This is a genomic window from Streptomyces sp. HUAS ZL42, assembly GCF_040782645.1.
In the GTDB taxonomy this organism is placed as follows: Bacteria; Actinomycetota; Actinomycetes; order Streptomycetales; family Streptomycetaceae; genus Streptomyces.
Map to the genome: position 1 here is coordinate 6907133 of NZ_CP160403.1, position 18344 is coordinate 6925476.

Sequence of the window (18344 nt, forward strand, 5' to 3'; positions counted from 1 at the left end):
GGGGCCTAGTCCGCACGACCGACACGCGGCTGCGGCGAAATGCCGATGCAAGGGGCACCGCCCAGTTGAGACCATGACGCCCATGCTCGGAGCCGCTGACGCCACCGCCCGCATGTCCCGCCGTACCGCGCCGCCCACCTGGCTGGTGGTGGCGCTCGCCTGTGCGGGGCAGTTCCTCGTCGTGCTCGACGTGTCCGTCGTCAACGTGGCACTGCCGTCGATGCGGGCCGAGCTCGGGCTGAGCGCGTCCGGCCTGCAGTGGGTGGTGAACGCGTACGCGATTGCCTTCGCCGGGTTCATGCTGCTCGGCGGGCGGGCCGGTGACCTGTACGGCCGCAAGCGGATGTTCCTGGTGGGGCTCGCCCTGTTCACGCTGGCCTCGCTGGGCGGCGGGCTGGCCCAGGACGGCTGGCAGCTGCTGCTCGCACGGGCCGTGCAGGGGCTCGGGGCGGCGGTGCTCGCGCCCTCCACACTCACGATCCTCACCGCCGCCGTCCCGGAAGGCGCCGCACGCGCGCGTGCCATCGCGACCTGGACGGCCGTCGGCGCGGGCGGCGGGGCCGCGGGCGGCCTGGTCGGCGGGGTGCTGGTGGACCTGCTGTCGTGGCGGTGGGTGCTGCTGATCAACGTGCCGGTCGGGGCCTTCGTGCTCGTCGCCTCCCTGGCCTGGCTCGCGGAGAGCCGCAACGGCGACGGGCGGCGCCTCGACCTGCCGGGCGCGGTGCTGGTCACGGCCGGCCTCGCCACACTGGCGTACGGCATCTCGCAGACGGAGGCCCAGGGGTGGACGGCGGGGGCCACCCTGACACCGCTCGCCGCGGGTCTCGTCCTCGTCGGCCTCTTCCTCGCCGTCGAGGCCCGTACGACGGCTCCGCTGATGCCACTGGGACTGTTCCGCGTGCGCGCGGTGTCGTCGGCGAACGTGGCGATGTTCCTCTGCGGCTTCGCGATGTTCTGCATGTGGTTCTTCATGACGATGTACGCCCAGAACGTGCTGGGCTACACCCCGCTGGAGGCCGGCCTCGCGCTGATGCCCAGCTCCCTTGCGGTCGTCCTGGGCTCGAAGCTCGCGCCCCGCTTCATGCCGGTGGCCGGGGCGCGTGGCGTGGCGGTCCTGGGGACGCTGGTCGCGGCGGCCGGATTCGGCTGGCAGTCGAGGATGGGCGCGGAAGGCGCGTACATCACGTCGATCATGCTGCCGGGGATCCTGATGATGCTGGGCGCGGGCCTGGCGGCGACACCGCTCGCCGCGCTGGCCACGTCGGGGGCGGCGCCGGGCGAGGCCGGACTGGTGTCCGGACTGGTCAACACCTCGCGCACGATGGGTGGTTCGCTGGGGCTGGCCGTCATGTCGACGATCGCGGCGGCGCGTACGGCGGGCAGCGGGTCGCCGGAGGCCCTGACGGAGGGGTACGCGCTGGCCTTCCGGGGCGGGACGGGGGTGCTGGTGGTGGGGGCGGTGCTGATGCTGGTGTGGCTGCCGCGGAGGGTCGCGGTGCGGTGACGGGAATCCCGGGGTCCCGGGTGCAGTGCGGAAAATCTTCGCCGAATCCCGGCCCCCCCGGGAGGCGGCGCGAAAATTGTTCGCGTGGTGAGGCAACGATCCGGGCGGTCCATGGACTCCTTCTGACATCCAGGAGGTGTCCATGGGGGATCGCAAGCAGGCAGGGGACGGTGAGTTCCAGGCCTTTGTCATCGGCCGCTGGCCGCGGCTGATGCGGACGGCATTTCTCCTCACGGGGGAGCAGCACGCCGCGGAGGACCTGGTCCAGTCGACGCTCGAACGGGTCTATGTGGCCTGGCGCAGGGTCGGCTCGGCCGACGACCCGGAGGCGTACGTACGGCGCGTGATGGTCAACGCGCACGCGCGCAAACACCGCAGGAGACTCAGGGAGTTCCTGGCGCCGAAGGACGACACGGGGATCGTCCACGAGATCGCCGACACCGGCGACCGCATCTCCCAGGCCGACGACCGCAACGCCCTGCTGAAGGCGCTCGCCCAGCTGCCCGCGCGGCAGCGGGAGGCGGTGGTCCTGCGGTATTGGGAGGACCTGACGGAGACACAGACCGCCGAGGCGATGGGCTGCTCGGTGGGCGCGGTGAAGAGCAACGCGGCCAAGGGGATCGCGAAACTCCGCGCCATACCGGGTCTCGCCGGGATGGTCACGCACGGAGGCCGGAAGTGACGAGCGCGGACCGGGAGACGAACCACGACATGACGCACCACGACATCGCCTTCCTGCTGGCGGACGCCGCCGACGAGGTCGAGATCGGCACGGCCCCCACCCAGGCGCTGATCCGCGGCGGCCGCCGCCGCAAGACCCGCCGCTGGGCGGTGGCCGCGGGCACGGCGCTGGTGGTCGCGGGCTCAACAGGGGCGCTCGCGATGACGGGAGTGCCGGGCGGCGGGCACGCGGTGGCGCCGATGGCGACCCAGCCGCCGGTGAACAGTAGTAGCCCGCAGGTGTTCCAGCCGCACGGCAGGGCCATGCTCGCGACCGGTACGGACGGGGACAAGGAGTGGCGCGTCACCATCGACGTGTGGCCGGCGCCGGTCAACGCGGCCGACGCCCAGGCCATGATGAACGCGATGGCGGAGTACGGCGAGACGCCCACCGGCGTGACCACGGCCGCCGAACTGGTCGGCAAGAGCGCCTACTTCGTGCACCGCGGCACCGGGCAGAACGGCATCGGCTGGGAACATCTGACCCTGCACGCCCTGACCGGCAAGGGCGACACCATGTCGGGCGGGGACATCGAGGCCGTCGCGGTCCCGCTCGACCCGGCCGCCACCGACGGCCCCGAGCGTCTGGTGATCGGCCATGTGGCAAAGACCGCCCAGGAGGTGACCTGCACCTGGAAGGACGGCACGAAGACGGTGGTCCGCCGGGCACCGGCCGACGGAGACATCAACAGCGACGAGATGGCGATCCGGATACCCGACGGATCCCCGTACGGCTGGTTCGTCTGCCTGGCGCCGAAGGGGACGGCGTACAAGTCGGTGGAGGTGACGAAGTAGGACGAGGGAGGCGGAAGAGCGGACGGGCGTCGAGAGAGCCCCCGGCGGGGCGGCGGAGCACGCGGCCGTGGCGGAGCTGGGGCGGGGTGCCGCGAGTGGTCATCGGCCTCGGTGTCAGGTCCTTTCTGGTCCCGCCAGGTCCCGCAAACCAAGGCGGGACGCATCGGCAACGTCAGCCGGCCGTCAGAGCCAGCCCTGCCGCCGTGCCTCCCGCATCGCCTCCATCCGGTTGCGGGTGGCCGTCTTGCCGATCGCGGAGGAGAGGTAGTTGCGGACCGTGGACTCGGACAGGTGCAGCTTGGCGGCGATGTCGGCGACCGTCGCGCCGTCGGTCGAGGCATTGAGGACGTCGCACTCGCGGGCCGTCAGCGGGTTCGGGCCGGCGCTCAGCGCGGCCGCGGCCAGCGCCGGATCGACCACCGTCTCGCCGGTGAGTACGCGCCGGATCGCGGCGGCCAGCTCCTCCACCGGACCGTCCTTGACGAGGAACCCCGCCGCGCCCGCCTCCATGGCCCGGCGCAGGTAGCCGGGCCGGCCGAAGGTGGTGAGGATCAGCACCCGGCAGTCCGGGACCTGTTCGCGCAACTCGGCCGCCGCGTCCAGCCCGCTCATGCCCGGCAGTTCGATGTCCAGCAGGGCCACGTCCGGCCGGTGGTTCAGTGCGGCGTCCACGATCGCGTCGCCCGCAGAGACCTGGGCGACGACCTCCAAGTCCTCCTCCATGCCGAGCAGTAAGGCCAGGGCACCCCGCATCATCCCCTGGTCCTCGGCGAGCAGGACCCTCACGCACTTCGCCTGCCGGTGATCCCGCGGCATCTCGTCCACGGCCCAAGCGTAAGGCGCGGCAGGCGCGCTGAGCCAATGCGTTCTCCGGCCCATCAGTAATCAAAGACTCGCTATTGTTCCGTTCCGCGAGTCTTGACGGCCCCCGACCGCAGGCAAACAATCGCCTCTGCATTGGGAGTTCGCCTTTGCAATTTCTGTACCATTCCCGTCTTCTGTAATTGTTCGACACTTCGATCGGCCAAATAAGTTCGGGATTTCGGTCGAACGATGTCCGGTATACCGGACGACATCCCCCCGCACTGCCCTACCACCCGGGTTCGGAGATCTCCCTGCGCGCGACGACCTCGTGCTGCACGACCGACTACATCCGCCACCAGAACAACGCGGCGGTGATCTCCCCGGTGACGTCGAGCAGTTCGAGCCTCGACAAGAACGACGCCACCTGGATCGTCCGCCGGGGCCTGGCGAGCAGCTCCTGCGTCTCCTTCGAGTCGCGCAACTACCCCGGTGACTTCCTGCGGCACTACAACTACCAGCTCTACCGCCAACCCATGGACGGCACCGCGCAGTTCAGAGCCGACGCCACCTTCTGTCCGACGACCGGCAAGAGCGGCACGGGCACCTCGTTCGCGTCGTACAACTACCCGAGCAGATTCATCCGGCACTACGACTACAACGTCTACATAGCGAGCAACGGCGGCTCGAACGCCTTCGACAGCACCACGTCCTGGGCGAACGACGTCAGCTGGGTGGTCAGTCAGCCCTGGGCGCCGTAGACAGGGACAACTCCGCCTGCTCCGTGGGGAGGTCGCCTTGTTCCACGGGGAGAGCGCCGTCCACGGGAAGCTCGGCGGTGACCGTGAAACCGCCTCGTGGCGACGGGCCCGCCCGCAGGGACCCGCCCGCCGCCGCGAGGCGTTCGGTCAGGCCCTTCAGACCGGTCCCGCCGATGCCCTCGGCGGGACCGGTCACCGATGTGCCGGTGCCGTTGTCGGTGACCCTCAGACGTACGCGGTCCGCGGTGCCGTCGACCGTGATCTCGCAGCGGGTCGCACCGCTGTGGCGCACGGCGTTGGTGACCGCCTCACGCACGACCCAGCCCAGCAGGGCCTCGTTCTGCGGGGCGAGGGGCGGGCCGGACTGGCGGACCACGGGATCGATGCCCGCCGCGGACAGCGCCGAGCGAGCCCCCTCCAGTTCCGTGCCGAGGCTGCCCTCGCGGTAGCCGGTCACCGCCTCGCGGATCTCCGTCAGGGCCTGGCGGCCCACGGACTCGATGTCCGCGACCTGCGTCAGCGCCGCCGCCATGTCCCGGGGAGCGAGGCGCCGTGCCGCCTCCGACTTCACCACGATCACCGACATGGTGTGGCCGAGCAGGTCGTGCAGATCGCGGGAGAAGCGCATGCGCTCCTTCTCGACGGCACGGTGGGCCAGTTCCTCGCGGGCGGCCTGCAGTTCGCGGACCGCCTCGGACAGGCTGAGGATCGCTGCCGTGACCATCGTCGACAGGAACGTGCCGTACGCGATGTTGATCCCGTTCCAGCCGTCGTGCACGGCGGAGACGAGGCCCGCCAGCGCGGAGAGTCCCAGGCCGATCCTGCCGAGCCACCGCCCGCGCACGACGGCGCCCGTCGCCAGGCCGAGCAGGGGGAAGAAGAGCAGCCAGTTGTCGCCGTACCCGATGGCCAGACCGCAGGTCAGCAGCCCCATGAGGACGAGCGCCACCCGCGTGGACGTCGCCTGGCGCTTCTCCTTGTCGAAGGCGCGGAACGCCACATAGATGTAGAGGGAGTTGAAGGTGAGCAGGCCCAGGCCGCCGATCACCGGGTTCGGCGCCTTGCCCTGGAAGATGTTGGAGAACGCGCCCAGCCCCATCAGCAGCCAGGGCAGCAGGGCGAACCCGGTGGGCGGCGCGCCGGGGTGCTCCGGCACCTTTTCGCAGGCGCGGGCCGCCTTCGACTCCGCCCTGCAGCGGGCGTTGTCCTCCTTCCACGCCACACGCGCACGCCGCCACGCGTCCAGACGGCACGAGACCTTGCGCAACCAGGACATGTCTCTTCCCCCGATCGGATGTTCCCCGGTCCTGGCACCGAGGCTACGGATCAGCCGCCGCGCCCGGCAGGGGCCGCCCGTACGGACTCCGGCAGTACAAATGTCACGGTCCACTGGGCTGACCCAACTGGTCTGACACACCGTCAGGAGCCTTCACAACTTAGGAGCGCTGGGCTATACAGGGGGCGCCGGACTGGAACGCGTTCTAGATCGGCTCGTGGAGACCTCGGTGCGCCCGACGGTGCGGACGGCCGTACCGGGGTTCTCCTCCTCCGTGACCAGAGCCCGGCCAGAGACCGCCGAGATCAGGAGCCCCATGCCCATCGACGCAGCCAAGGCGCTCGCCGCCGAACCCCGCTCCGGCGAGCTCTCCTGGGACCAGAAGGACGTACAGCTCTACCACCTCGGCATCGGCGCCGGCGTCCCCGCCACCGACCCCGACGAGCTGCGCTACACCCTGGAGTCCCGGCTGCACGTCCTGCCCAGCTTCGCCACCGTCGCGGGCGCGGGGAGGCCCGGCGTGATCAGCGGACTGTCCATGCCCGGTGTCGAGGTGGACCTCGCCCGCGTCCTGCACGGCGGCCAGGAACTGACCGTCCACCGCCCCATCCCGGTCGAGGGCACCGCGACCGCCACCGGCCGGATCGCCGCCGTGTACGACAAGGGCAAGGCGGCCGTCCTCGTGATGCGCACCGAAGTCGCCGACGCCGACGGCCCGTTGTGGACCAGCGACGCGCAGATCTTCGTACGGGGCGAGGGGGGATGGGGAGGCGACCGGGGGCCGTCCGGCCGCCTCGACCCCCCGGACGGCGAACCCGACCGGATCGTCGAGCGGCCCGTCCGCGAGGACCAGGCCCTGCTCTACCGCCTCTCCGGCGACCTCAACCCGCTGCACGCCGACCCCGAGTTCGCCAAGCTCGCCGGCTTCGAGCGGCCCATCCTGCACGGCCTGTGCACGTACGGCATGACGCTGAAGGCGGTCGTCGACACGCTGCTCGGCGGCGACGTGACCAGGGTCCGCTCCTACGCCACCCGCTTCGCCGGGGTCGTCTACCCGGGCGAGACCCTGCGCATCCGCATGTGGCGGCAGCAGGACGCCGTCCGGGTGGCCGTGAGTGCCGTCGAGCGGGAGGACGCGCCCGTCCTTGCCGACACCATCGTCCAGCACACATGAATCAGACATCTGAATCAGCACATCTGAATCAGCACATCTGAGTCAGTCCTCCTGAGTCAGTACTCCGAGGGGAGCCGCACCATGCGCGCAGCCGTACTGCACGAGATCGGCCAGGAAAAGCTCGAGGTCCTCGACGACGTCGAGGCCGTCGGCTTCGGCCCCGGCAAGGTGAGGATCCGGGTGCGCGCCACGGGGCTGTGCCACTCGGACCTGTCGGCGATGAACGGGGTGCTGCCGCAGCCGGGGCCGTTCGTGCCCGGGCACGAGGGCGCGGGCGAGATCCTCGAAGTCGGCGAAGGCGTGACCAACGTGAAGGCCGGGGACCGGGTCGTCGTCTGCTGGCTGCCCGCCTGCGGCGTCTGTCCCGCCTGCAAGCGCGGGCAGACCGAACTGTGCCTCGCCGGGTTCATGAACGCGGGCATCCCCAACTTCAAGCGGCCCGGCGGCGATGTGTTCGGCTTCGCCGGTACGGGCACCTTCACCGAGGAGGTCGTCGTCGCCGCCGGGTGCGCGGTGCCGATCCCCGACGACGTGCCCTTCGACATCGCCGCCCTCATCGGCTGCGGGGTGACCACGGGCCTGGGCGCCGCGCTCAACACCGCCGACGTGGAGGCCGGTTCGTCCGTCGCCGTCATCGGGTGCGGCGGGGTCGGCATCTCCGCGATCCAGGGGGCCCGGCTCAAGGGCGTGGCCGAGATCGTCGCCGTCGACCCGGTCGCCTCGCGCCGCGAGGCCGCGCTCAAGTTCGGCGCCACCAAGGCGGTTTCGCCGGACGAGCTGGCAGACGCCAAACAGTCCGTCACCGGCGGCGAGGGCTTCGACTACGTCTTCGAGGTCGTCGGCAAGTCGGCCACCGCCCGCGCGGCGTACGAGGCGACCCGGCGCGGCGGCACGCTCGTCGTGGTCGGCGCGGGCGCCATGGACGACTTCCTGCAGCTCAACATGTTCGAGCTGTTCTTCGACGAGAAGCGGATCCTGCCCTCGATGTACGGCGGCGGGGACGTCCTGCGCTCCTACGAGCGCACCATCGCCCTGTGGCGGGCCGGCCGCGTCGACCTGGAGGGCCTCATCACCCACCGGGTGCCGCTCTCCGAGATCAACGAGGCCCTCGACCAGATGCGTACGGGTGCGGCGCTGCGTACCTGCATCGAGATCTGAGGGGCCTGTATGTCACTGCCACTGGACGGTCTCTCCGCCATCGTCACGGGCGCCGGCCGCGGGCTCGGCCGGGCCGAGGCGCTGGAGCTCGCCCGGCTCGGCGCGGCCGTCGTGGTCAACGACTACGGGCAGCCCGGCCGCGACGGCTCGGGCGAGGCCTCCACCGGCCCCGCGGAGGAGGTCGCCGCCGAGATACGCGCCGCGGGCGGCACCGCACTCGCCCACACCGGCGACGTCTCCGACTTCCGACAGGCCCGGGAACTCGTCGAGTCGGCGATCGGGGAGTTCGGCAAGCTGGACATCCTGGTCAACAACGCCGGCATCCTGCGCGACCGCATGGTCTTCTCCATGACGGAGGGCGAGTGGGACGCGGTGATCCGGGTCCACCTCAAGGGCCACTTCAATACGACCCGTTTCGCGGCCGCGCATTGGCGCGAGCGGTCAAAGGCGGCGGGCGGTCCGGTGTACGGGCGGATCGTGAACACGTCGTCGGAGGCGTTCCTGGCCGGTTCGGCGGGCCAGCCCAACTACGCGGCGGCGAAAGGCGGAATCGTCGGCCTGACCACGTCCACGGCCCTCGCCCTCGCCAAGTACGGCGTGACGGTCAACGCCATCTGCCCGCGCGCCCGCACCCGGATGACCGAGGACGTCTTCGCCGGCCTCGAGCAGCCGGACGAGGGCCTCGACCCGCTCGCCCCCGAGCACGTCGCCCCGCTCGTCGGCTACCTCGCCTCACCGGCCGCCGGACGGATCAACGGGCAGCTGCTCGTGGTGCACGGCGGCATGGTCGCCGTAGTCGAACGGCCGCATGTCCAGGCCAAGTTCGACAGCAAGCAGGACACGTTCACGTACGACGAGCTGGACGCCGTACTCACTCCGCACTACGCGGAGCGGCCGCAGGGGGAGACGTTCGCGGCGGCTGAGGTGCTGGGGCTGAAACGGGGCTGACCACAACGGAACGGCCCCTGTACGTCCGTCGTGGACGTACAGGGGCCGTCTGCTCGACGTACCGTCAGGCCGCCCTCTCGGCTGCCTGCTCCACCGGCTTGCGGTGGCGGCCGCGCGGAGCCGTCTCGCTCTCGTGGGCCGAGACCTGGCCGCGGTGCCTGCCGTGTCCGGCGGTCTCCTGGACCTCGCCCGTGCGTGGCTGGATTGTGCTGGTGTCGCTCATCGGAACTACTCACCCCGTCAACATGATCCTTCTTTACAGCCGGGCGAGTTTAACCGGCACACCAAGGGCTGAATCCAGCCGCACACGCCAACCGGCACTACTTCGTTACCTGCTTGGCACACGACCTTTCAAAGGCGCCTGCTGCAAGGGCACCGGACGTGCGGCGCCGGGCTCCGGACGTGCGGCGCCGGGCTCCTGGTGGTCCGCGGTGCCGGGCTCCTGGTGGTCCGCGGTGCCGGGCTCCGGGCGGTCCGCGTCCGACGCCTCGCCGGGGCGGTCGTCCGATGCCTGGCGCCGTACGCCCACCGTCGCCGAGTTCCGCACGGGCACCGCCATCCGCGCCACCCCGCACGGCACCTCCTCGGTGGCGTACGGCAGTCGGAGCTCCCCCTCCCTCGTCCACAGTCCGGCGCCCGCCAACCACCCCTCGGGCGCCGGGAGATGGTGCATCCGCCGCTCGGCGGGCCGCCACGCGCCCAGCGTGCAGCCGAACGGCCCGTCGATCCGCAGCGCCACCGCACAGCCCTCAGGCGTCAGCACCTGCCCCGGCTGGATCGCGAACGGGGTGACGCTGCAGCCGGGCACGCGCAGGCACTCCGGGAAGCGCACCGGCAGCGTGCTGCCCAGCACGCCCCAGCCCAGCCGTTCCTCCCCGGGCGAGGGAGCGTCGGAGCGGACGAGCAGCAGTCCGCTGTCGGCGTCGGCGAGCAGCAGCCGGTCGTCGCTGCCCGCGGCGATCTGCAGCAGCGGCGACATCTCGCCACCGCGCTCCAGGTCCACCACGACCGCCTTCGTCCGGCCCCCGGTCTCCCGGTCGAGGGCCAGCATCCGTCCCGTGCGGTCCAGCCACACCCCGCCCGAGCAGCGCCCGGGGATCTCGGCGAGGTGCTCGGGCCCGAAGGCGCCGCCCGCCACCAGCCACACCGCCGTCGAACTCGGGCCCACAGCAAGCGCGTACGCCCGCTCGCCGCACGGCGCCGGAGGCAGCAGCCGCAGCCGGGTGCCCGCGTCGGGGCACTCGATCCCGCCCAGCGGGAGCTCGCCGGTGCCGGGCCCCGTCGGGTAGAGGAGCGAGAAGGAGTGCCACCCGTCCGCCACCCGGCGGATGAGGACCCGCCCGTCGCTCATGGGCTGCAGCTCCGTGCCGGGCTCCTCCGGCTGGTTGCCGGGCAGCGGTACGGCGTACGGTTCGGGGCCGTCCAGCGTCCAGCGCTCCGGGAACCAGGAGCCGGACGCGGCGTCCCGCGCCAGCCGCGCGGCGTAGGCGCCGTCCGCCGTGATCACGCACCCTGCCGGCGGCGTACCGCCGTCCTCGTTCTCCGCAGCGGGCTCGATCGCACAGGCTGTCATCGTTCGGTCACCTCCGGTGACGAAGCTAGTTTTCGTACGCACAGCCGGAGGACGGGCCGGTAACCGCTTCACACATAAGGGTGGCGAAGAAGCGATTCGCCTGAGGGAACGGGGTCGGATGTGCTGGCCGGGGCGGGCCGGACGCGCCGATCCGGGCCGGGCCGCTCACCTGCCCGGTAGCGGTTCAGCCGCACGGAGGGGCCAGGTAGCCTTTTCCCGTGCCCCGTCTGTCTGAAGTCATCGCCGCGCTGGAGACCCTGTGGCCCGCCGAGCGGGCCGAGTCCTGGGACGCGGTCGGCACGGTCGTGGGCGACCCCGACCAGGAGGTCTCCCGGGTCCTCTTCGCCGTCGACCCGGTCCAGGAGATCGTCGACGAGGCGCTGAAGCTCGACGCCGACCTGCTGGTCACCCACCACCCGCTCTACCTGCGCGGTACGACGACGGTCGCGGCCTCCACCTTCAAGGGCCGCGTGGTGCACACCCTCATCAAGAACGACATCGCGCTGCACGTGGCCCACACCAACGCCGACACGGCGGACCCGGGCGTCAGCGACGCACTGGCCGGAGCGCTCGACCTGCGGGTCGTACGCCCCCTGGTGCCGGACCCGACCGATCCGTCCGGCCGTCGCGGCCTGGGCCGGATCTGCGAACTGGACCACCCGGTGACCGTCGGCGAGTTCGCCGCCCGCGCCGCCGAACGGCTGCCCGCCACCGCGCAGGGCATCCGCGTAGCCGGCGACCCCGACGCGCCCCTCCGCACGATCGCCGTCAGCGGAGGCAGCGGCGACAGCCTCTTCGACCACGTACGCGCGGCCGGCGTCGACGCCTTCCTCACCGCGGACCTGCGCCACCACCCGGCGTCCGAGGCCCGCGCCCACAGTCCCCTCGCGCTGCTCGACGCGGCGCACTGGGCCACCGAATGGCCCTGGTGCGAGCTGGCCGCCGCCCAGCTCGACGAGATCTCCGACCGCCACGGATGGGACCTTCGCGTCCACGTCTCGAAGACGGTCACCGACCCCTGGACGGCCCACGCGGCCTCCCCGGAATCGAACGCAGGAGCCCCCAACTGAACGCCGCGCCCGCCGACCAGATCCGACTCCTCGAAGTCCAGGACCTCGACGTCCGCCTCCAGCAGCTCGCGCACAAGCGGAAGTCGCTGCCCGAGCACGCCGAGATCGAGTCGCTGACCAAGGACCTCACCCAGCTGCGCGACCTGCTCGTGGCCGCGCAGACCGAGGAGAGCGACACCGCCCGCGAGCAGACCAAGGCGGAACAGGACGTCGACCAGGTCCGCCAGCGCGCCACCCGCGACCAGCAGCGCCTCGACTCCGGCGCCATCACCTCCCCCAAGGACCTGGAGAACCTCCAGCACGAGATCGCCTCCCTCGCCAAGCGGCAGGGCGACCTCGAGGACATCGTCCTGGAGGTCATGGAGCGCATCGAGTCCGTGCAGGAGCGGGTGCGGGAGCTGACCGAGCGGGTCTCCTCCGTCCAGGCGAAGATCGACGACGCGACCGCTCGCCGGGACGCCGCGTTCGAGGAGATCGACGGCGAGGTGGCGACGGTGACGAAGGAGCGCGAGGTCATCGCCGGTTCCGTCCCCGCGGACCTGCTCAAGCTCTACGACAAGCTGCGCGAGCAGCAGGGCGGCATCGGCGCGGCCAAGCTGTACCAGCGCACCTGCCAGGGCTGCCGCCAGGAGCTGTCCATCACCGACATCAACGAGATCCGCGCGGCCGCCCCCGACACGGTGGTGCGTTGCGAGAACTGCCGCCGCATCCTGGTGCGCACGGCCGAGTCCGGCCTCTAGGAGCCTGTGCCATGCGGGAGTTCATCGTCGAGGCCGACGGCGGGTCACGGGGCAACCCGGGGCCCGCGGGCTACGGCGCAGTGGTGATCGACGCGGCGACCGGGGAGACGCTCGCCGAGCGGTCGGAGTACCTCGGCGTGGCCACGAACAACGTGGCCGAGTACAGCGGTCTGCTGGCCGGCCTGCACGCCGCGTACGAGTTGGACCCCGCTGCCACGATCCACGTCCGCATGGACTCCAAGCTGGTCGTCGAGCAGATGTCGGGCCGCTGGAAGATCAAACACCCGGGCATGAAGCCGCTGGCGGCGGAGGCGGCCCGCGTCTTTCCGCCGGACCGGGTGACGTACGAGTGGATTCCGCGGGAGCAGAACAAGAGGGCGGACCGGTTGGCGAACGAGGCGATGGACGCGGGGACGTCTTCTGCCGCTGCTTCCTTCGCTGTTCCCGACTCCGGCCGGGGAGTGGCGGAGCCGCCGGGGGGCGGAGCGGCCAAGGCCGAGGCGGAGGCCGGGGCGAAAGCCGAGGTGAAGGCTGAGGCCGATGGACGGGCCGCTCGCGCTGTCGCCAGCCCCGGTTGGGCTCCCGCTGACATGGGCGCCCCGGCGACCTTCGTACTGCTCCGGCACGGGGAGACGCCGCTGACGCCTCAGAAACGGTTCTCCGGCAGCGGAGGCACCGATCCCTCCCTCTCCGCCGTGGGCCGGGAGCAGGCCGAGCGGGCCGCCGAGGCGCTGGCCCGCCGCGGCACCATCCAGGCCATCGTCTCGTCGCCCCTCGCCCGGACCCGCGAGACCGCCGGTGCCGTAGCCGCCCGCCTCGGCCTGGACGTGACCATCGAGGACGGGCTGCGCGAGACGGACTTCGGCGCCTGGGAGGGCCTCACCTTCGGCGAGGTCCGCGAGCGCTACCCGGACGACCTGAACAAGTGGCTGGCCGACCCGGAGGCCGAACCGACCGGCGGCGGCGAGAGCTTCGCGGCCACCGCGGCGCGCATGGCCGTCACCCGCGACAAGCTGGTGGCGGCGTACGCGGGCCGCACGGTCCTGCTCGTCTCGCACGTCACCCCGATAAAGACTCTCGTACGACTCGCCCTGGGCGCCCCGCCGGAGTCCCTGTTCCGCATGGAACTCTCGGCCGCCTCCCTGTCGGCGGTCGCCTACTACGCCGACGGCAACGCCAGCGTCCGCCTCTTCAACGACACGTCCCACCTGCGCCCCTGAGCCCAGCCGCACCCCGGGCCAGCTCCTCGATCCGGGCCCAGTCCCGGGCGGCGACGGCGTCCGGGGGCAGCATCCAAGTGCCGCCGACGCAGCCGACGTTGGGAAGCGACAGATACTCCGCCGCGTTGTCCGGCCCGATCCCCCCGGTCGGGCAGAAGCGCGCCTGCGGAAGCGGCCCGGCGAGCGACTTCAGATAAGCCGTGCCGCCCGCGGCCTGCGCGGGAAAGAACTTCATCTCCCGGACCCCGCGCTCGAGCAGCGCCACGACCTCGGATGTCGTCGACACCCCCGGCAGGAAGGCCACCCCGGACGCCCGCATCGCTTGCAGCAGTACGTCGGTCCAGCCGGGGCTCACGAGAAAACGCGCCCCCGCCGCCACGGACTCGGCCACCTGCTCCGGGGTGATCACGGTCCCCGCTCCGACGACGGCCTCCGGCACGGCGGTGGCGATGGCGCGGATCGCGTCCAGTGCGGCTGGAGTCCGCAACGTCACCTCGATCGCGGGGAGCCCGCCGGCGAGGAGGGCGCGGGCGAGCGGTACGGCGTCGGCGGCGTTCTCGATGATGACGACGGGCACGACGGGGGCGATATCGAGCACGGACGCGGACAGGGGAGAGCCGGGCAGGGGAGAGCCGGGCAGGGGAGAGGCCATGGCGTCATCGTGCCCGGGGTGAGCAGCATGCGCAAAGGTCGTTGCGCATGCTGCAATGGAGCATGGGGGTTGGTGTCAGTGGACTTCGGTCACCAGCACGTCGAGAGTCCACGCCTTACCGGCCCCCACCGGAGCGTCGACCTCCACGACGTATCCGAGGTCTCGCAGCGTCTCGACGAGCTCCGCCGGCCCGGAGGGCGCCGCACCCGCCGTCAACAGACTCCGTACGATCCGCCCCTTGGTCGCCTTGTTGAAGTGGCTGACGACCTTCCGGGTAGGCGCGTGCAGTACGCGCACGGTCGCAGTCCGCCCGGCGACCTCACCTTTAGGCTTCCAGGCGGCCGCGTAGGCGGAGGACCGCAGGTCCAGGACGAGCCCGTCCCCGGCAGCCTCGGGGAGGGCGGCGGCCATCGGTGCACGCCAGTACGCGCCCAGGGCCCCGAGCGCAGGCAGCTTGACGCCCATCGAGCAGCGGTAGGAGGGGATCTTGTCGGTCACGCGGACCGCACCCCACAGCCCGGAGAAGACGAGCAGAGAGCGGGTGGCCCGCCTCTTGGCGGCCGTATCGAGGGATGCCAGGTCGAGGGCGTCGTACAGCACCCCGGTGTAGATCTCCCCGGCGGGCCGCGCTCCGGCGGTCCGAAGCTCGACGTTCTTCGCGACCTCGCCCCGCAGCCCCTCACTCAGCCCGAGCACCTCGCGAGCCTTGTCCTCGTCACTCGCGCACAACTCGACGAGTTCGCCGAGGACGGCCTCACGGGTGGCGGTCAGCCCCGGCAAGGACAGCGACTCCAGCTTCAGAGGGGCGCCACGCCCGGAGGATGCCTTGCCTTCGGAGGGCGGCAACAGGACAAGCACGGGGTCTCCTTCTCTTGGCTCCGGGACAGCGTACGGCGTGCCAGGCAGGGGTCCCGGTCCTACTCTCGTTCCATGCCCCGCCGCCACATCCGCGTGACCGGCGCCCCCGAAGCCCCCCTCCGGGCCGCGCTCACAGCGCTGCGCACCCGACTCGGAATCCCCGAGAGGTTCCCGCCCGAGGCCCTGGCAGAGGCGGAACGAACGGCGCAGGCACCGGCGCTCCCGTCGTACGACTCGTACGACGCCACCGACATCCCCTTCTTCACCATCGACCCGCCCACCTCCAGGGACCTCGACCAGGCCCTGCACCTCTCCCGTCAGGGCACCGGCTACCGCGTCCGGTACGCCATCGCAGACGTCGCCGCCTTCGTCGTACCGGGCGGACCGCTGGACGCGGAGGCCCACCGCCGGGTGACGACCCTCTACTTCCCGGACGAGAGGATCCCGCTGCACCCGCCGGTGCTGAGCGAGGCCGCAGCGAGCCTGCTCCCGGACGAGCCCCGCCCGGCGGTGATGTGGACGATCGACCTGGACGCGGACGGCCGTACGCTCGCGGTCGACGTCCACCGCGCCCAGGTCCGCAGCCGGGCCAGGCTCGACTACGCGGGCGTACAGAAGCAGATCGACGACGGCACGGCGGAGGAACCGCTGGCGCTGCTCAAGGTGATCGGGCGGCTGCGGGAGCGGCTGGAAGTGGAGCGGGGCGGCATCTCGCTCAACGTGCCCGAGCAGGAGATCGTGGCGAAGGACGACGGTGCGTACGAACTGACGTACCGCGCCCCGCACCCCGCAGACGCCTGGAACGCCCAGATCTCCCTGCTGACGGGCATGGCGGCGGCGGACGTGATGCTCGCGTACGGCACGGGAGTGCTCCGCACCCTGCCCGCCGCCCCGTCCGGCGCGGTCGGCCGCCTCCGCCGCACGGCCCACGCCCTGCACATCGACTGGCCGCACCACGTCTCGTACGCGGAACTGGTCCGCTCCCTGGACCCGCACAACACGCGCCACGCGGCCTTCCTCCAGGAGTGCACGACGCTGCTGCGCGGCGCCGGCTACACGGTGTTCCGGGACGGCAAGCTCCCGGAGATCACGACACACTCGGCGGTGGCGGCGCCGTACACACACTGCACGGCCCCACTGCGCCGCCTGGCCGACCGGTACGCGGCGGAGCTGTGCCTGGCCGCGGTCGCTGGTGAGGCTCCGCCCGAGTGGGTGCTCGCCGCGCTGGACGCGTTGCCGAAGGAGATGGCGGACGGCGGCAGACGCGCGGGGACGGTCGAGCGCACGTGCGTGGACATCGTCGAGGCCGCGGTGTTGCAGGACCGGGTCGGCGAGGTCTTCGACGGGTGTGTGGTGGACGTGGAAGAAGACCAACCGACCGTCGGGAAGGTGCAGTTGGAGTCCCCGGCGATTATTGCGCGGATCGAGGGGGAGAGCCTTCCGCTGGGGGAGCGGCTACGGGTCCGGCTCACGCAGGCCGATCCGGCAGCGGCGAAGGTGAGCTTCGCGCCCGCGTGATCCCGTGATCGTGTGCCACGATCGAGGGAACGGGTCCCAATCTCACGGACAGGTGATCAGCCGATGACCCACCATGGCGAGCGACCGAAGGAGGGGCGTGACATGACTGCCGTGGCACACGAACCGATCACGCAGGAGCTCCTGCTTGAGTGGTTTCTCGCCCTGGAGACGCCGGAGGGCTTCCGGGCCGAGCTGATCGAGGGGGAGATCGTCGTGACGCCGCCGCCGGACGGGGACCACGAAGACTACATCGGCCTGATCGTGGGCCAGGTGATCAGGCGGTCCCGGACCGACATGCAGTTCTCCGGGAACAAGGGCCTGAAGCTTGGAAAAGCGGAGGGCTGCCCGAAAGACCACGTGATCCCTGATGGCACATTCGCTCCCGGGGAGCTGCGGCTTTACAGGGGCGCCGAGCCCTGGATGCCCTGCCGCGGCGTTGCCATGGTGCTGGAAGTGACATCCACCAAGCCCAGGAACGACCGTGAGGTCAAACGTCGCTGCTACGCCCGCGGAGGCATCCCCCTCTATCTGCTCGTCGACCGGGACGTCTCCCAGGTCACCCTGTTCAGCGATCCGGAGAAGAGCGATTACCAGCAGCACTGCACCCTCGCCTTCGGTAAGCCCCTGACCCTCCCGGAGCCCTTCGCGTTCGACTTGGACACGAGCGACTTCCTCTAAGCCCCCCGGGATGGAATAGGGACCTGAAGGCGTTGCACCCCTAGAACGTGAGGGGGTGCGAGGTGAGCGCAAGAGAACAGGCCCTGTGGACCAGGGCAAGGCTGGGCCGCTGCGGCCCCCCGCTCTACCTGCTCACCGCCTGCTTCGACAAGCACGTCTACGCCCCGCACGCCCATGACGAGTTCACCATCGGCGTCTGCGTCGGCGGCTCCGAGTTCATCGACTACCGCGGCGGCCGCATCCGCACCGGCCCCGGCTCGATCGTCGTCCTCGCCCCCGGCGAGATGCACACCGGCGGCCCCGACAACGCCACCGACGGCTACGCGTACCGCGCCCTGTACGCCGAGCCGTCCCTCCTCACCGACGGCATCCAGGGCGGCGGCCTCCCAGACTTCCGTGAGCCCCTGCTCGACGACGGTGAACTGGCCGCGGCCCTCCGCGTGACCCACACAGAACTCAGTGCCTGCCCGGACCCTCTGGAGGCCGAGTCCCGCCTCCCCTGGCTGCTCACGGCCCTGGCCCGCCGCCACTCGACGGCCCGCCCGACGACGGACACCATCCCCGGCGCCGACCACATAGCCCACACCGTCCGCGACCGCCTGGCCGACGAACTCCTCTCCCCACCCTCCCTGGCCGACCTCGCCACCGACCTGGGCCTGTCCCGCTACCAGCTCCTACGCGCCTTCCGTACGACGATGGGTGTGCCGCCGTACGCCTGGCTGGCCCAGTACCGCGTGAAGCGGGCCCGCGCCCTCCTGGATTCAGGCCTGCGCCCGGCGGAGGTGGCAGCGCTGGTGGGCTTCGCGGACCAGGCACACCTCACCCGCTGGTTCCGCCGCGTACTGGGGGCCACTCCGGCGGCGTACCGCAACAGCGTTCAAGACCGCAGGGCCTGACC

At 71.4% G+C, this 18344-nt stretch carries 19 protein-coding genes; 13 read left to right on the top strand and 6 right to left on the bottom strand.

Annotation, left to right across the window (positions count from 1 at the left end; genetic code table 11):
- Nucleotides 1-73: 73 nt before the first annotated feature.
- From ABZO29_RS31525 to ABZO29_RS31535, 3 genes are all read left to right on the top strand, one after another.
- Entirely contained in the window at nucleotides 74-1504 is a 1431-nt protein-coding gene (locus ABZO29_RS31525) for a DHA2 family efflux MFS transporter permease subunit (RefSeq protein ID WP_367323562.1), read from the top strand.
- Nucleotides 1505-1646: 142 nt separating this feature from the next.
- Complete coding sequence (locus ABZO29_RS31530; protein ID WP_367323563.1) at nucleotides 1647-2186, top strand: SigE family RNA polymerase sigma factor; 540 nt, start codon at nucleotides 1647-1649, stop codon at nucleotides 2184-2186.
- Nucleotides 2183-3019, top strand: a complete 837-nt coding sequence (locus tag ABZO29_RS31535) for a hypothetical protein (protein WP_367323564.1) — start codon at nucleotides 2183-2185, stop codon at nucleotides 3017-3019. Before ABZO29_RS31530 ends, ABZO29_RS31535 begins: the two co-directional genes overlap by 4 nt.
- 183 nt (nucleotides 3020-3202) lie before the next feature.
- On the opposite strand, the gene ABZO29_RS31540 is transcribed toward ABZO29_RS31535, so the two are convergent.
- Nucleotides 3203-3835, bottom strand: a complete 633-nt coding sequence (locus ABZO29_RS31540; RefSeq protein ID WP_367326301.1) for a response regulator — start codon at nucleotides 3833-3835, stop codon at nucleotides 3203-3205.
- Nucleotides 3836-4023: 188 nt separating this feature from the next.
- Here ABZO29_RS31540 and ABZO29_RS31545 point away from each other — a divergent pair, with 188 nt between their 5' ends.
- The gene (locus ABZO29_RS31545; protein WP_367323565.1) at nucleotides 4024-4581 is read left to right on the top strand and encodes an AbfB domain-containing protein; all 558 of its coding nucleotides are present in this window, start codon (nucleotides 4024-4026) and stop codon (nucleotides 4579-4581) included.
- Here ABZO29_RS31545 and ABZO29_RS31550 read toward each other — a convergent pair.
- Nucleotides 4559-5857, bottom strand: a complete 1299-nt coding sequence (locus ABZO29_RS31550; RefSeq protein ID WP_367323566.1) for a sensor histidine kinase — start codon at nucleotides 5855-5857, stop codon at nucleotides 4559-4561. The two genes, ABZO29_RS31545 and ABZO29_RS31550, sit on opposite strands and share 23 nt — an antisense overlap.
- A gap of 316 nt (nucleotides 5858-6173) precedes the next feature.
- Here ABZO29_RS31550 and ABZO29_RS31555 point away from each other — a divergent pair, with 316 nt between their 5' ends.
- The 3 genes from ABZO29_RS31555 (at nucleotide 6174) to ABZO29_RS31565 (ending at nucleotide 9137) form a co-directional block, all read left to right on the top strand.
- Nucleotides 6174-7031 (top strand): MaoC/PaaZ C-terminal domain-containing protein, encoded by an 858-nt coding sequence (locus tag ABZO29_RS31555; RefSeq protein ID WP_367323567.1) that lies wholly within the window; start codon nucleotides 6174-6176, stop codon nucleotides 7029-7031.
- A gap of 81 nt (nucleotides 7032-7112) precedes the next feature.
- Nucleotides 7113-8189, top strand: coding sequence for a Zn-dependent alcohol dehydrogenase (locus ABZO29_RS31560; protein WP_367323568.1), 1077 nt, complete (start codon nucleotides 7113-7115; stop codon nucleotides 8187-8189).
- Between the two features lie 9 nt (nucleotides 8190-8198).
- Nucleotides 8199-9137 (top strand): 3-oxoacyl-ACP reductase, encoded by a 939-nt coding sequence (locus tag ABZO29_RS31565; RefSeq protein ID WP_367323569.1) that lies wholly within the window; start codon nucleotides 8199-8201, stop codon nucleotides 9135-9137.
- Between the two features lie 64 nt (nucleotides 9138-9201).
- Here ABZO29_RS31565 and ABZO29_RS31570 read toward each other — a convergent pair whose 3' ends face one another.
- Nucleotides 9202-9360, bottom strand: a complete 159-nt coding sequence (locus tag ABZO29_RS31570; protein WP_367323570.1) for a hypothetical protein — start codon at nucleotides 9358-9360, stop codon at nucleotides 9202-9204.
- A 105-nt stretch (nucleotides 9361-9465) separates the two neighbouring features.
- Complete coding sequence (locus tag ABZO29_RS31575; RefSeq protein ID WP_367323571.1) at nucleotides 9466-10710, bottom strand: hypothetical protein; 1245 nt, start codon at nucleotides 10708-10710, stop codon at nucleotides 9466-9468.
- Between the two features lie 218 nt (nucleotides 10711-10928).
- Between ABZO29_RS31575 and ABZO29_RS31580 the strand changes: the two genes are divergently transcribed.
- From ABZO29_RS31580 to ABZO29_RS31590, 3 genes are read left to right on the top strand one after another with little or no spacing between them, the layout of a single operon-like run.
- The gene (locus tag ABZO29_RS31580; protein WP_367323572.1) at nucleotides 10929-11780 is read left to right on the top strand and encodes a Nif3-like dinuclear metal center hexameric protein; all 852 of its coding nucleotides are present in this window, start codon (nucleotides 10929-10931) and stop codon (nucleotides 11778-11780) included.
- Nucleotides 11777-12520, top strand: a complete 744-nt coding sequence (locus ABZO29_RS31585) for a zinc ribbon domain-containing protein (RefSeq protein WP_367326302.1) — start codon at nucleotides 11777-11779, stop codon at nucleotides 12518-12520. The genes ABZO29_RS31580 and ABZO29_RS31585 overlap by 4 nt, the downstream gene beginning before the upstream one ends.
- An 11-nt stretch (nucleotides 12521-12531) precedes the next feature.
- Nucleotides 12532-13740 carry a bifunctional RNase H/acid phosphatase gene (locus ABZO29_RS31590; protein WP_367323573.1) on the top strand — a complete coding sequence of 403 codons (1209 nt, stop codon included), beginning with the start codon at nucleotides 12532-12534 and terminating at the stop codon, nucleotides 13738-13740.
- Here the strand turns inward: ABZO29_RS31590 and eda are convergent.
- Together eda and yaaA are read right to left on the bottom strand one after the other, a co-directional pair.
- A complete protein-coding gene (gene eda / locus ABZO29_RS31595; RefSeq protein ID WP_367323574.1) occupies nucleotides 13712-14392 on the bottom strand; it encodes a bifunctional 4-hydroxy-2-oxoglutarate aldolase/2-dehydro-3-deoxy-phosphogluconate aldolase in 681 nt (226 codons plus the stop codon). The genes ABZO29_RS31590 and eda overlap by 29 nt on opposite strands.
- Before the next feature lie 75 nt (nucleotides 14393-14467).
- The gene (gene yaaA, locus ABZO29_RS31600; protein WP_367323575.1) at nucleotides 14468-15250 is read right to left on the bottom strand and encodes a peroxide stress protein YaaA; all 783 of its coding nucleotides are present in this window, start codon (nucleotides 15248-15250) and stop codon (nucleotides 14468-14470) included.
- 72 nt (nucleotides 15251-15322) lie between these two features.
- Between yaaA and ABZO29_RS31605 the strand changes: the two genes are divergently transcribed.
- From ABZO29_RS31605 to ABZO29_RS31615, 3 genes are all read left to right on the top strand, one after another.
- Nucleotides 15323-16768: an RNB domain-containing ribonuclease gene (locus ABZO29_RS31605; protein ID WP_367323576.1), complete on the top strand. Its 1446-nt coding sequence runs from the start codon at nucleotides 15323-15325 to the stop codon at nucleotides 16766-16768.
- Nucleotides 16769-16870: 102 nt separating this feature from the next.
- Nucleotides 16871-17446 carry a Uma2 family endonuclease gene (locus ABZO29_RS31610; protein ID WP_367323577.1) on the top strand — a complete coding sequence of 192 codons (576 nt, stop codon included), beginning with the start codon at nucleotides 16871-16873 and terminating at the stop codon, nucleotides 17444-17446.
- A gap of 62 nt (nucleotides 17447-17508) precedes the next feature.
- On the top strand, nucleotides 17509-18342 hold the full coding sequence (locus ABZO29_RS31615) for an AraC family transcriptional regulator (RefSeq protein ID WP_367323578.1): 834 nt from the start codon (nucleotides 17509-17511) through the stop codon (nucleotides 18340-18342).
- Nucleotides 18343-18344: the final 2 nt, after the last annotated feature.